The sequence below is a fragment of the Croceivirga sp. JEA036 genome, from assembly GCF_011882165.1.
GTDB lineage: Bacteria > Bacteroidota > Bacteroidia > Flavobacteriales > Flavobacteriaceae > Croceivirga.
Genome location: NZ_JAATON010000001.1, coordinates 685,287 through 698,046 on the forward strand (window position 1 = coordinate 685,287; position 12,760 = coordinate 698,046).

Below are 12,760 nucleotides of genomic sequence, written 5' to 3' on the forward strand. Positions count from 1 at the left end.
TTTGCTCTTGCTATGAAAGCTACCTATAAAAAATACATTTTAGATTTTAAGAGACCTAGCGGAACTTCTAGGGGTGTTCTAACACAAAAAGAAACTTGGTTTATCCTGTTGCAAAACAATACTAAGATTGGTATTGGTGAATGCGGATTATTAAGAGGATTAAGTATTGATGACCGCCCAGACTATGAAGAAAAGTTGAAATGGGTATGCGCAAATATCCAATTAGGATTAGACAGTCTGCTGGCAGAATTAACCGCTTTTCCATCCATACAATTTGGTTTAGAACAAGCTTTTTTGTCAGTCCATTCTAGTGACCCATTTTTGCTTTTTAAGTCTGATTTTACGCAGAAAGAAGTCCCAATCCCTATTAATGGTCTTATTTGGATGGGAGACACAGATTTTATGCTACAGCAAGTAGAAGAAAAGTTAAAGTCTGGCTTCAAATGCATTAAAATGAAGATTGGCGCTATAGATTTTGATTCAGAACTAGCCATTTTAAAAGGTATACGTAGCATTTACGATGCTAATGCCATTGAATTACGCGTAGATGCTAATGGTGCTTTTGCTCCTGAAGAGGCTATAGGTAAATTAAAAAAATTAGCTGTATTTAATTTACATTCTATAGAACAGCCTATAAAACAAGGTCAATGGCAAAACATGACATCGTTATGCAAGGAAACTCCAATACCTATAGCACTGGACGAGGAACTTATAGGTGTCTTTGACGAAACAAAAAAGGAAGAATTATTGCAAACTGTAAGACCGCAGTATATTATTTTAAAACCCAGTTTAATAGGTGGTTTTAAAGGAAGTTTGGAGTGGATACAACTAGCCAATAAATTAAACATTGACTGGTGGATTACCAGTGCTCTAGAAAGTAATATTGGGCTTAATGCTATTGCACAGTGGACCGCTACGCTAAACTCAACTATGCCTCAAGGACTGGGTACGGGTAGCTTATTTACCAATAATTTTAAATCTCCTCTAGAAGTAAGTAATGGTAAGTTGTTTTATAGAAAAGAGTTAACTTGGCAGGCAGACTTAATAAATAATTTATGTACGTAGAACAAGGGTATAAAAGCAAACTTCCTGGTTTGTGGAAGTATATTGTCATACCAGCAGGTTTTATTGGTTTTATGATTTTCAATTACATTGTAACCATCAATTCGGATATTAATGTGGATGATGCCATGGCAACAATGATAAATCAACTAGGAAAAAACCTAGTGTTAATTGTGCTTTTATTGCCATTGGTTGTTGGTCTTTTTGTGGTTCTTGGGTGGACATGGCTTGTTCATGGGCAATCCCTAACATCCTTAACGACCTCTAGAAAAAAGATTGATTGGAAACGTATAATATTTGCATTTGGCCTCTGGGGGTTATTAACTATTGTATTAACCATGGTAGATGTTTATGCCTCCCCAGAAGATTACAAACTTACGTTTGAGCTAAAAAAGTTTATCCCATTGGCAATTATAGCAATTGCATTGGTGCCACTACAAACTAGTTTTGAGGAGTATTTATTTAGAGGGTATATGATGCAAGGCTTAGGCCTATTTGCAAAAAATAGGTGGGTACCTTTAGTAGTAACATCTACACTATTTGGTTTAATGCATATTGCTAATCCAGAAGTTGAAAAACTGGGATTTGGTATTATGGTTTATTACATAGGTACAGGTTTCTTTTTGGGAATTATGACGCTTATGGATGAAGGTTTAGAATTGGCATTAGGTTTTCATGCTGCTAATAATTTAATCACAGCGTTACTAGTAACCGCGGAGTGGACGGCTTTTCAGACCGATTCAATTTATACAGACGTTTCAGAACCTATTCTAGGATGGGACGTAATGATTCCGGTTTTTGTAGTTTTTCCTTTCTTGCTTTTTGTATTCAATAAAAAATACAAATGGCAGAATTGGAAAGAAAAACTATTTGGCCGCGTGCTTAGCGAACAAGAATTTCTTGCTTTAGAAAATGGAGATTCATCCCAACTTTAAATTAGACGATATTGCATACGATGCTAAAGGTTTACTTGCCTTGGCAAAGAATTATAGAACTTCAGAAATTGACTATAGGAGGGACATCGGTGATTTTTTAATGCAATGGTTAGCAGATTCTACAACTATTGAGGTACAAACCTCTGGTTCTACAGGCGCTCCTAAGTTAATCCGTTTGCAAAAAAAACATATGGTAAATTCTGCCATGGCAACAGGAGCCTATTTTAATTTAGGACCTAATAGCAGAACGCTGCTATGTTTACCTGCACAATATATTGCCGGTAAGATGATGTTGGTTAGAGCCTTGGTACTGGGGTGGAATATAAGCATAGTATCTCCTAGTTTAACGCCATTAGCTGCGCTGGAAGGCAGGTTTGATTTTGTTGCGATGATTCCTGCACAAGTAGAACAATCTTTGAAAGAGTTACACCGGGTGGAATCGGTTTTAATTGGTGGTGCAGCAGTTTCCGAGTCGCTTAGAAAAAAACTAGTAAGTCTTCCTTTAGAAAGCTATGAAAGTTACGGTATGACGGAAACGATAACACACATCGCCCTAAAAAAAATTAATCAAGATTATTTTACCTGTTTACCGCAAGTAAGCGTAAGTAAAGATGATAGAGGATGTTTAGTAATTAACGCTCCAAAAGTTGCAGACACACCTATTATCACCAATGATATAGTAGAGCTTGTATATCAACATAAATTTAAATGGCTAGGAAGGTGGGATAATGTTATAAATTCTGGCGGAGTTAAATTAATTCCAGAACGCATTGAAAAAAAATATGCCGAAGTACTTAGCCGTCGTTTTTTTGTAGCGGGTTTACCCGATGATACCTTTGGCAACCAACTGGTATTGTTAATGGAGGGGAACCCCACAATGGAAGAAGAAATTTTAGCCAAGTTAAATTCGCTTCAATCTCTTGAAAAATTGGAGTACCCCAAAAAGATTTTCTTTACACCTCAATTTATTGAAACAGAGACGGGAAAGATAAATAGAGGTAGAACTTTAGAATTGGTTTTTAGTTAAGGGTATTTTGTATCTTTCGCTAAAACCAACTTTTACATATGAAAATCAAACTATTTGCATTGCTTTTAGTTGTACCTATTATTGTAATAGGGCAACAAATACTACCAGAACGTGAACGCGCAGAGCTATTGGATGAAATTTTAGAAGAACGCTTTAATGTGCTCTTACCAAAATTAATGGACCAAACCAATATAGACATGTGGCTGGTTATTTCTAGGGAGTACAATGAAGACCCTGTAATAAAAACTATGCTGCCCGCAACATGGCTCAATGCTAGAAGAAGAACCATATTACTTTTTTATAGAGACAAGGCTAAAAATTCTATCGAAAAATTGGCTGTTGCACGGTACAACATAGGTAAAAGCATTGAGTCTGCATGGGATAAAGAAAAGCAGCCTAACCAATGGCAACGCTTGGTAGAGCTTATAGAAGAACGTAATCCTAAAACTATTGCTCTAAATTATTCTACCGACCATAATATTGCAGATGGATTGGTTAAAACTGATTATGATGAATTACTAGCAGCGTTACCTAAAAAATATCACTCTAAAATAAGTTCTGCAGAACAATTAGCTGTGCGTTGGATAGAAACTAGAACCGAGCGCGAAATGGTTATTTACAACCAACTGGTAGATGTAACTCATGATATTATTGCGGAAGCTTTTTCAGAAAAAGTAATAACTCCTGGTTATACAACTACTGCAGACGTTGTTTGGTGGATGCGACAAAAAGTTACTGATATGGGATTAGAAACATGGTTTCACCCAACGGTAGATGTGCAACGTAGTAGTGAAAATTCTGATACTAAGTTTTACTCTTTTTCGGGTAAACCAGAAGATAGTGTAATAATGCCTGGTGATTTGGTGCATTGCGATTTTGGTATTACCTACTTGCGTCTAAATACGGATTGTCAGGAATTAGCCTACGTCCTTAAACCAAATGAAAGAGTGGCTCCCAAATTTTTGGTAGATGCTTTAAAGGATGGAAATAGAGTACAAGATTTTTTGACTAGCAACATGGTAAAGGGTAGAACAGGGAATGAAATTCTTTCTAAATCTCTAGCAGATGCTAAAGCTGCAGGATTAAGGCCTGCCATTTACACCCATCCACTGGGTAGCTACGGACACTCCGCGGGTACCACTATAGGCATGTGGGATTCTCAAGGAGGGGTATTTAAAGATGATGGAGAAAATTATCCGCTTAACACTAATACAGTTTACGCTATAGAGTTAAATACAACGGTAACTATTCCAGAATGGAATAGAGATATTCGTATAATGCTAGAGGAAGCTGGTTTTTATGGAGAAAATGGCCATAGATACGTTAATGGTAGACAAACAGAATTATTACTTATACCAAGAGTTAAAACACATCAGGGTAATTAATATAAAAGGGTGCTACACTTGTAGCACCCCCATATTAAATTGATTTTCTATTGGCGCATGATTAGCTGCTTCAATCCCTGTAGAAATCCATTTACGAGTATCTAAAGGGTTTATTACCGCATCCGTCCATATTCTTGCGGCAGCATAATAGGGAGAAATTTGATTATCATAACGTGCCTTAATTTTATCATACAACGCTTTTTCTTTGTCAGCATCAAAAGTCTCTCCTTGTTTTTCTAAAGAGGCTTTTTCTATCTGCAAGAGTACTTTTGCAGCCGAGTTACCACTCATAACTGCAAGTTCTGCACTGGGCCATGCAGCTATTAATCTAGGGTCGTATGCTTTACCGCACATGGCATAATTACCTGCACCATAACTATTGCCAATAACTATGGTAAATTTTGGCACTACAGAATTACTAACTGCATTTACCATTTTAGCACCATCTTTAATGATGCCGCCATGCTCACTTTTACTGCCAACCATAAAACCCGTAACATCTTGTAAAAAGACCAACGGAATTTTCTTTTGGTTGCAATTAGCAATAAATCGTGTGGCTTTATCTGCGGAATCGGAATAAATTACGCCTCCAAATTGCATTTCTCCTTTGCCGGTTTTTACCACTTTACGCTGATTAGCAATAATACCAACGGCCCAACCATCAATTCTTGCATAGCCTGTTAGTAAGGTTTTACCGTAATCTTCTTTGTATTGTTCAAACTCAGAATTATCTACTAACCGGTGGATAATATCTAGCATGTTGTATTGGTCTCCTCTGGATTTTGGAAGTATACCAAAAATATCCTCTGGATTTTCTTTAGGTAGTTTTGCTTCTTTTCTATTAAAGCCTGCTTTGTCAAAATCCCCAATTTTATCCATTAGTTTTTTTATTTTGTCTAAAGCATCTTTATCATCCTTTGCTTTATAGTCGGTAACCCCACTTATTTCACAATGTGTGGTTGCTCCACCTAAGGTTTCGTTATCTATAGATTCCCCAATTGCTGCTTTTACCAAATAACTACCCGCTAAAAAAATACTTGCAGTTTTATCTACAATTAGTGCTTCATCACTCATAATAGGTAAGTAGGCACCACCTGCCACACAACTCCCCATAACAGCCGCTATTTGTACAATACCCTTACTGCTCATGACAGCGTTGTTCCTAAATATACGTCCAAAATGCTCCTTGTCTGGGAAAATTTCGTCTTGCATGGGTAAATAAACACCAGCACTATCTACTAGATATATTATTGGTAATCTATTCTCTATAGCTATTTCTTGTGCTCTTAAATTCTTTTTCCCTGTAATAGGAAACCACGCCCCAGCTTTTACCGTAGCATCATTGGCGACAATAATACACTGTTTGCCTTGTACATGGCCAATTTTAACTACGACACCACCAGAAGGACAACCACCATGTTCAGCGTACATACCATCCCCTGCAAATGCGCCGATTTCTATAGCCTGCTCATCATCATCTAATAGATAATCTATACGTTCTCTTGCAGTTAATTTACCTTTTGCTTTATGTTTTTCAATTCGTTTTTGACCACCACCTAATTTTACCTTAGCTAATTTGCGTCTTAGGTCAGATAGTAAAAGCTTATTGTAATCCTCGTTTTTGTTAAAGTTAATATCCATTCAGTGCTAAATCTTTTATAAGCTTCGTAAAGATAAGGAGGATTATTGAGTAACTTTAAGTCTATAAATACTAAACATGGAGAAAATTAAATGGGGTATAATAGGCCTTGGAAATATTGCGAATAAATTTGCGAACGATTTAAGTTTAGTTCCAGACGCAACTTTGGTTGCAGTTGCTTCTACTAGTAAAGAACGCGCTCAAAATTTTGCTAGTAAGTACGATGTAAAAACTAGTTATGGCTCCTATGACGAATTGTTTAACGACCCCGATGTTTTTGTAGTTTACATCGCAACACCTCATAATTTACATGCCGAACTAAGTATTAAGGCAATGCAAGCGGGTAAACATGTGCTATGTGAAAAACCAATAGCGGTAAATATGAGCGAATTTAAAACGATGCGTAAAGTAGCTCGTGAAAACAACCGATTTTTAATGGAAGCCCTATGGACACGTTTTAACCCATCCTTAAATAAATTGCATAGCCTAGTAAAGGATAATATAATTGGCAAACCTAGTTACGTAAATGCAGATTTTACTTTTTATGCTTTGGATAGGGGGGATAATAAACGCCTTTTAAATCCTAATTTAGCGGGGGGCTCGTTATTAGATATTGGGCTATATCCGGTATTTTTTGCCTATTTATTATTAGGAAAACCTTCTAAAATAATTGCTACGGCCAATTTTTATAAAACGGGAGCAGAGAAACAGGTATCCATAATTTTTGATTACCCAGACGCGCAAGCAGTTTTACATTCCGGCTTTTCATCAGATTTACAAGCAAGTGCAAAAGTCGTTGGTCCTAAAGGCTGTATTGGCTTGTTGCCGTCCTGGCATAAAGCAGAAGGATATTTTATGGAGCTTGATAAAAACAAAGAAACTTTTAAATTACCCCTAAAGGGATTAGGCTACGTACACGAAATTATAGAGGTGCATCAGTGCTTAAGGGCAGGTAAATTAGAAAGTACACAATGGAGTTTAACAAATACAGAAGATTTGTTAGAACTATTAGATAAAATAAGAAAAATCATTGGGGTTAAATTTCCTTTTGAGTAAAATATCATAAATTCGGATATTTGTCGACTTTTTAAAGAATTAAAATAATGATGGATAAGAATAAAGTGTTGGCGATAGCCACCATAATAATGATTGTAGTAGGTCTAGGGATGATAGCCCTTGGAGTTTTTAAGTATGATGAAGTAGCAGGATATGGTTTTGCTGCCGTAGGAATCGGTTTTTTTGCAGTAGCATGGGTTTTCAATGCTTTAAAAGGAAGAGTGTAGCAATAAGTAGTTATAAATTAATCAGCATACAAACATGTCAGACGATAAAAAAGTAATTTTTTCCATGTCCGGGGTCACAAAGACCTATAAAAATGCAAATACGCCGGTCTTAAAAAATATTTACCTGAGTTTCTTTTATGGTGCCAAAATTGGCATTTTAGGTCTTAATGGCTCTGGTAAATCTACCTTGTTAAAAATTATTGCTGGGGTTGATAAAAATTTTCAAGGAGATGTTGTTTTTTCTCCCGGGTACACGGTTGGTTATTTGGAGCAAGAGCCACAATTAGACGAGGATAAAACAGTCTTAGAGGTGGTTAAAGAGGGTGTGGCAGAAACGGTTGCTATTCTAGATGAATACAATAAGATTAACGACATGTTTGGGCTTCCAGAAGTTTATGAAGATGCAGATAAGATGCAAAAGCTAATGGATCAGCAAGCTAAATTACAAGATCAAATAGATGCCAGTAATGCGTGGGAATTAGATACTAAATTAGAGATTGCTATGGATGCTCTTCGTACGCCAGACGCCGATAAAAAAATAGGTGTTTTGTCTGGAGGGGAAAAAAGAAGAGTTGCATTATGTAGATTATTACTTAAGGAGCCAGATGTTTTGTTATTAGATGAGCCGACTAACCACTTGGATGCAGAGTCTGTACACTGGTTAGAGCATCACTTAGCCCAATACAAAGGAACGGTTATAGCCGTAACGCACGACCGTTATTTCTTAGATAATGTTGCAGGCTGGATTTTAGAGTTAGATAAAGGTGAAGGGATTCCGTGGAAAGGAAATTACTCTGGATGGTTAGACCAAAAGGCAAAACGTTTAGCACAAGAAAGTAAACAAGCTTCCAAACGTCAAAAAACTCTAGAGCGAGAGTTAGATTGGGTTAGACAGGGGGCTAAAGGTAGACAAGCTAAGCAGAAAGCACGTTTAAAAAATTACGACAAACTAGCAAGTCAAGACCAGAAACAGTTAGAAGAGAAACTAGAAATATATATACCTAACGGCCCAAGATTAGGTACTAACGTAATTGAAGCTAAAGGCGTAAGTAAAGCCTATGGGGATAAATTACTATACGAAGAATTGAACTTTAACCTACCACAAGCAGGTATAGTGGGGATTATTGGTCCTAACGGTGCAGGTAAAACCACCATTTTTAGAATGATAATGGGTGAAGAAACTCCAGATAAAGGAGAGTTTGTAGTAGGTGAAACTGCTAAAATTGCCTACGTAGACCAAAATCACAGTAACATAGACCCAGAAAAAACAATTTGGGAAAACTTTAGTGATAGTCAAGAATTAGTAATGATGGGGGGTAAACAGGTTAACTCAAGAGCTTATTTAAGTCGTTTTAATTTCTCTGGTAGCGAGCAGAATAAAAAGGTAAATATGCTTTCTGGAGGGGAACGTAACCGTTTACATTTAGCAATGACCTTAAAAGAAGAAGGTAACGTTTTGTTATTAGATGAGCCGACGAATGATTTGGATGTAAATACGCTACGTGCCTTAGAAGAGGGTTTAGAAAATTTTGCGGGCTGTGCGGTAATTATATCTCACGACAGATGGTTTTTAGATAGAATTTGTACGCATATCTTGGCTTTTGAGGGAGATTCTCAGGTTTATTTCTTTGAAGGATCTTTCTCTGATTATGAAGAAAATAAAAAGAAACGTTTGGGAGGCGATTTAATGCCAAAGCGCATCAAATACAAAAAATTAGTTCGCTAGGTTGTAGTGACTTATATTTTAACAAAGAAAGCCAGCAAAACTGCTGGCTTTCTTTTTTTTTATGGTTTGGGATACCAATCTAAAAATGTTACCTCTATAGCTTCATCACCCTTATTGACAATATTTTTAAAATGCTCTATATCACTTAAACCTTTCGGGCCACGATAATGATAAGGATACACTAGTTTAGGTTTAAAATCTAATACAGCAGATGCGGCGCTCTCTACTGTCATTGTATAGGGCAAATTCATACAAACAAATGCTTTATCTATATTTTTTAAAGCTCGCATTTCAGGAATGTCTTCAGTATCTCCAGAAATATAGATTCGCTCATTATCCCAATTTATTACGTAGCCATTACCTCTTCCTTTTTCATGAAATTTTAGCGCTTCTTCTCTTAAGTTATACATTGGTATTGCCTCTACCAATACATTTTCTAGTAACGTTTTGGTTTCATCGTTATTAATTATCGTTGCTTTGTTTTTCAATGCTTCGGGTAATTGAGCAGCTACAGCCATTGGGACTAATAGTTGCGTCTGTTTTTTTACCACGCCTTCTAAGGTTTCTATATTTAAATGGTCACCATGTATATCTGTTACCAATATTATTGTAGCAGCGGTTTGGTCATCATATTTGGCGTTACCCCCAACCGGGTCAACATAAATAACGACACCATTTTTCTCTAAAATCATACTGGCATGTTCTATGGGAATTATGTTAATTGCTTCCGATTCTTCTATGATTTTAGTTTCAGTCATGGCAGAATTCTTATTTTCTGCTACTTTTTTTTCATTTTTTTTATCGCCGCAGGATAAAAAAAACATCACCATGAATATGAGGTAAAAACTTGATTTACAATTCATAATAGTCCTTTGTTTTTGTTTTTTCTTTTCTAATATATTAACTATTAAAAAATAAATTAACGTTTTTAATGTATTAAAAGATCTAAATGTTAAACCGCAACGTATATACACAAGACACTAACAAATGTATATTTGTTTAAAGCGTTTTAAAACTTAAGATTATGAGTGAAACAAAAAGCAACAACAGTTTAAAGGTAATAGCAGGTCTATTGGGTGTTATCTTAGTAGCAACACTTATTTATACCGTAAGCTTATACCAAGACAAACAAAAAACTACCACTGCATTAACACAGGAGAAAGATATGGTAGTTGAGGATTTAAATAGCCTTAAATCTGAATACGATAAGGCAATTTTAGAAAGTAATGCAACTAATGAGGAGTTAATTGCTGCACGTGATAATATTGCTAAGTATATTGATTCTGTAAAGGCCATGAAAGCAGATATATCTACCTTGTCTAGATACAGAAGACAGGTTAGTGTATTAAAGGCAGAGAGAGAACAACTTTTAAAGCAGGTAGATAGCTTAACACAAAGCAACTCCTTATTAGCAATGCAAAGGGATAGTACGTATTCAGAACTAGAGAAACAAACCGTTTTTAATGATTCTTTGGTAGTACAGAATACGCAATTAGCAGACGCTGTAGAAAGAGGTTCTGCATTAAACTTGTCTACATTTAAGGTAGATGCAGTAAAAGAAAGAAGCAGCGGTAAATTAGTTTCTACGTCTAGAGCAAGAGCTACGGATAAATTTAAAGTATGTTTTACAGTTGCCGATAATGCTATTGCACAAGCAGGTGACCGTGAGTTCTATATAGAAGTATTGGACCCACAAGGCAATGTTTTAGGAGAAAGCTTTACTAAAAGCAATGACAATGGAGCAAGTATTACATACAGTAAAGGGACTAGTTTTTACTATGAGAATGGTTCTTTAGATGTATGTGATTATATAAATAAGCCAGCGGGCGATTTCCAAAAAGGAAATTATATGGTGAATGTGTATGATGATGGTTTAAAACTGTTAGGAACTTCTAAGTTTGAGTTAAAATAAACAGCACTATCCACTATTACTTAACTAAAAAAGGGCATCGATTTTCGATGCCCTTTTTATTTTTGACTATGTTATAATGTTACTTTAGGCTACCAACCATATCTTCTGGTTTTACCCAAGCATCATATTCTTCTGCTGTGACATAACCTAAATTAATAGCTTCTTCCTTTAAAGTAGTACCATTTTCGTGTGCAGTATTTGCTATTTCAGCAGCCTTGTAATATCCAATTTTAGTATTCAAAGCAGTGACAAGCATTAAAGAATTATTTAGTAATTTTTTAATTGTGGTATGGTTAGGTTCAATACCTGATGCACAATTTTCTTCAAAACTTACACACGCATCACCAATAAGTTGTGCAGATTGTAAAATATTGGCAGCCATTAATGGTTTAAAAACATTAAGTTCATAATGTCCTTGAGTGCCACCAACCGCAATGGCTACATCATTCCCCATTACCTGAGCGCAAACCATAGTTAAAGCCTCACATTGTGTAGGGTTAACTTTACCAGGCATAATAGAACTCCCTGGTTCATTAGCCGGGATTATAATTTCTCCAATACCAGAACGTGGACCAGATGCCATTAAACGGATATCGTTTGCAATTTTATTCAAACTTACAGCTAACTGTTTTAACGCACCATGACTTTCTACAATGGCATCATGTGCCGCCAAAGCTTCAAATTTATTTTCTGCGGTAACAAAAGGAAGCCCAGTGAACTCTGCTATATATTTTGCTACTAATACATCATATCCTTTAGGAGTATTTAACCCAGTCCCCACAGCAGTACCGCCCAATGCTAATTCTGCTAAATGTGGCAGCGTGTTTTTGAGCGCCTTTAATCCATGGTCTAATTGAGAAACGTAACCAGAAAATTCCTGACCCAAGGTTAGGGGAGTAGCATCCATTAAATGGGTTCTACCAATTTTTACTACATCCTTAAACTCAGTTGCTTTTTTGTGTAAAGTGTCCCGCAATTGCTGTACCCCAGGGATGGTAGTTTCTACAATCTTTTTGTAGGCAGCAATATGCATTCCCGTAGGGAAAGTGTCATTGGAAGACTGAGATTTGTTTACATCATCATTAGGTTGAATGGTTTTATCGCCCTCACCAATTTTTTTACCGGCAATTTCATGAGCTCTATTCGCTACTACCTCATTAACATTCATATTGCTCTGGGTTCCAGAACCTGTTTGCCATACCACTAAAGGAAATTGGTCATCGTGCTGTCCTGCTAGAATTTCATCGCAAACTTGAGCAATCAAATCTCTTTTAGACTGGTCTAACACTCCTAATTCGCAATTGGTGTAAGCGGCAGCTTTTTTAAGATAAGCAAAACCATAAACAACTTCTAAAGGCATAGAAGCAACAGCGCCTATTTTAAAATTATTTCGAGAACGCTCTGTTTGGGCACCCCAGTACTTGTCTGCGGGTACCTTCACTTCTCCCATGGTGTCTTTCTCTATTCTGTATTCCATTATGATAATTCTTTGTTTGTTAACAAAGGTAACGGTTAGGGACTTTATTTTTAACTGATTTTTGTTAGTTCACATAAATTTTAAAAGGCATTTGTAATTTTTGAATTTTTATAGGTATTTTTGTGTTCAAATTGATATTCATGGTAGAGTTTGACCAATATTTAGGATTTTTAGCGTTTTTGACCATTTTAACAATCGGTTTTTGGTTAATGATTTTCTTATTGACTTTCGTAATACCATATTGGTTAGGTGGTAACCTTCTTGAAATCTGGAAAGAGAAAAGAGAGGCTAAAAAAGCTAAATCAAAAGCATAA

12 protein-coding genes are annotated in these 12,760 nt (G+C 36.2%); 9 read left to right on the forward strand and 3 right to left on the reverse strand.

The window, feature by feature from the left end; translation table 11 throughout:
- Window positions 1-12: 12 nt before the first annotated feature.
- Genes HCO57_RS02650 through HCO57_RS02665 form a run of 4 tightly spaced genes read left to right on the forward strand, consistent with a single transcriptional unit; the run spans window position 13 to window position 4,409 of the window.
- Window positions 13-1,065 (forward strand): o-succinylbenzoate synthase, encoded by a 1,053-nt coding sequence (locus HCO57_RS02650; RefSeq protein WP_167987724.1) that lies wholly within the window; start codon window positions 13-15, stop codon window positions 1,063-1,065.
- Complete coding sequence (locus HCO57_RS02655) at window positions 1,056-1,997, forward strand: CPBP family intramembrane glutamic endopeptidase (RefSeq protein ID WP_167987725.1); 942 nt, start codon at window positions 1,056-1,058, stop codon at window positions 1,995-1,997. The genes HCO57_RS02650 and HCO57_RS02655 overlap by 10 nt, the downstream gene beginning before the upstream one ends.
- Window positions 1,975-3,024, forward strand: coding sequence for an AMP-binding protein (locus tag HCO57_RS02660; RefSeq protein WP_167987726.1), 1,050 nt, complete (start codon window positions 1,975-1,977; stop codon window positions 3,022-3,024). The genes HCO57_RS02655 and HCO57_RS02660 overlap by 23 nt, the downstream gene beginning before the upstream one ends.
- A gap of 38 nt (window positions 3,025-3,062) precedes the next feature.
- Complete coding sequence (locus HCO57_RS02665) at window positions 3,063-4,409, forward strand: M24 family metallopeptidase (protein WP_167987727.1); 1,347 nt, start codon at window positions 3,063-3,065, stop codon at window positions 4,407-4,409.
- A gap of 12 nt (window positions 4,410-4,421) precedes the next feature.
- Here HCO57_RS02665 and HCO57_RS02670 read toward each other — a convergent pair whose 3' ends face one another.
- Complete coding sequence (locus HCO57_RS02670) at window positions 4,422-6,050, reverse strand: acyl-CoA carboxylase subunit beta (protein WP_167987728.1); 1,629 nt, start codon at window positions 6,048-6,050, stop codon at window positions 4,422-4,424.
- A 76-nt stretch (window positions 6,051-6,126) separates the two neighbouring features.
- On the opposite strand from HCO57_RS02670, the gene HCO57_RS02675 reads away from it, so the two are divergent.
- The 3 genes from HCO57_RS02675 to ettA are packed head-to-tail and all read left to right on the forward strand — an operon-like array spanning window position 6,127 to window position 9,057.
- Window positions 6,127-7,104, forward strand: coding sequence for a Gfo/Idh/MocA family protein (locus HCO57_RS02675; RefSeq protein ID WP_167987729.1), 978 nt, complete (start codon window positions 6,127-6,129; stop codon window positions 7,102-7,104).
- A gap of 50 nt (window positions 7,105-7,154) precedes the next feature.
- Window positions 7,155-7,331 (forward strand): CAL67264 family membrane protein, encoded by a 177-nt coding sequence (locus HCO57_RS02680; RefSeq protein ID WP_240729766.1) that lies wholly within the window; start codon window positions 7,155-7,157, stop codon window positions 7,329-7,331.
- Window positions 7,332-7,365: 34 nt separating this feature from the next.
- Entirely contained in the window at window positions 7,366-9,057 is a 1,692-nt protein-coding gene (gene ettA, locus HCO57_RS02685) for an energy-dependent translational throttle protein EttA (RefSeq protein WP_167987730.1), read from the forward strand.
- Between the two features lie 59 nt (window positions 9,058-9,116).
- Here the strand turns inward: ettA and HCO57_RS02690 are convergent, their stop codons facing one another.
- Window positions 9,117-9,920 carry an MBL fold metallo-hydrolase gene (locus tag HCO57_RS02690; protein WP_167987731.1) on the reverse strand — a complete coding sequence of 268 codons (804 nt, stop codon included), beginning with the start codon at window positions 9,918-9,920 and terminating at the stop codon, window positions 9,117-9,119.
- Between the two features lie 161 nt (window positions 9,921-10,081).
- Here HCO57_RS02690 and HCO57_RS02695 point away from each other — a divergent pair, with 161 nt between their 5' ends.
- Window positions 10,082-10,969 (forward strand): hypothetical protein, encoded by an 888-nt coding sequence (locus HCO57_RS02695; protein ID WP_167987732.1) that lies wholly within the window; start codon window positions 10,082-10,084, stop codon window positions 10,967-10,969.
- Window positions 10,970-11,048: 79 nt separating this feature from the next.
- On the opposite strand, the gene fumC is transcribed toward HCO57_RS02695, so the two are convergent.
- Window positions 11,049-12,446 carry a class II fumarate hydratase gene (fumC, locus tag HCO57_RS02700; protein ID WP_167987733.1) on the reverse strand — a complete coding sequence of 466 codons (1,398 nt, stop codon included), beginning with the start codon at window positions 12,444-12,446 and terminating at the stop codon, window positions 11,049-11,051.
- 140 nt (window positions 12,447-12,586) lie between these two features.
- On the opposite strand from fumC, the gene HCO57_RS02705 reads away from it, so the two are divergent.
- Window positions 12,587-12,760, forward strand: coding sequence for a hypothetical protein (locus tag HCO57_RS02705; RefSeq protein ID WP_167987734.1), 174 nt, complete (start codon window positions 12,587-12,589; stop codon window positions 12,758-12,760).

Bases quoted from the DNA above. Each gene is read 5' to 3' on its own strand.
- fumC (WP_167987733.1), bottom strand. From the start codon at position 12,446: ATGGAATACAGAATAGAGAAAGACACCATGGGAGAAGTGAAGGTACCC.
- ettA (WP_167987730.1), top strand. From the start codon at position 7,366: ATGTCAGACGATAAAAAAGTAATTTTTTCCATGTCCGGGGTCACAAAG.
- HCO57_RS02705 (WP_167987734.1), top strand. From the start codon at position 12,587: ATGGTAGAGTTTGACCAATATTTAGGATTTTTAGCGTTTTTGACCATT.
- HCO57_RS02665 (WP_167987727.1), top strand. From the start codon at position 3,063: ATGAAAATCAAACTATTTGCATTGCTTTTAGTTGTACCTATTATTGTA.
- HCO57_RS02655 (WP_167987725.1), top strand. From the start codon at position 1,056: ATGTACGTAGAACAAGGGTATAAAAGCAAACTTCCTGGTTTGTGGAAG.
- HCO57_RS02670 (WP_167987728.1), bottom strand. From the start codon at position 6,050: ATGGATATTAACTTTAACAAAAACGAGGATTACAATAAGCTTTTACTA.
- HCO57_RS02650 (WP_167987724.1), top strand. From the start codon at position 13: ATGAAAGCTACCTATAAAAAATACATTTTAGATTTTAAGAGACCTAGC.
- HCO57_RS02680 (WP_240729766.1), top strand. From the start codon at position 7,155: ATGGATAAGAATAAAGTGTTGGCGATAGCCACCATAATAATGATTGTA.
- HCO57_RS02695 (WP_167987732.1), top strand. From the start codon at position 10,082: ATGAGTGAAACAAAAAGCAACAACAGTTTAAAGGTAATAGCAGGTCTA.
- HCO57_RS02675 (WP_167987729.1), top strand. From the start codon at position 6,127: ATGGAGAAAATTAAATGGGGTATAATAGGCCTTGGAAATATTGCGAAT.
- HCO57_RS02660 (WP_167987726.1), top strand. From the start codon at position 1,975: ATGGAGATTCATCCCAACTTTAAATTAGACGATATTGCATACGATGCT.
- HCO57_RS02690 (WP_167987731.1), bottom strand. From the start codon at position 9,920: ATGAATTGTAAATCAAGTTTTTACCTCATATTCATGGTGATGTTTTTT.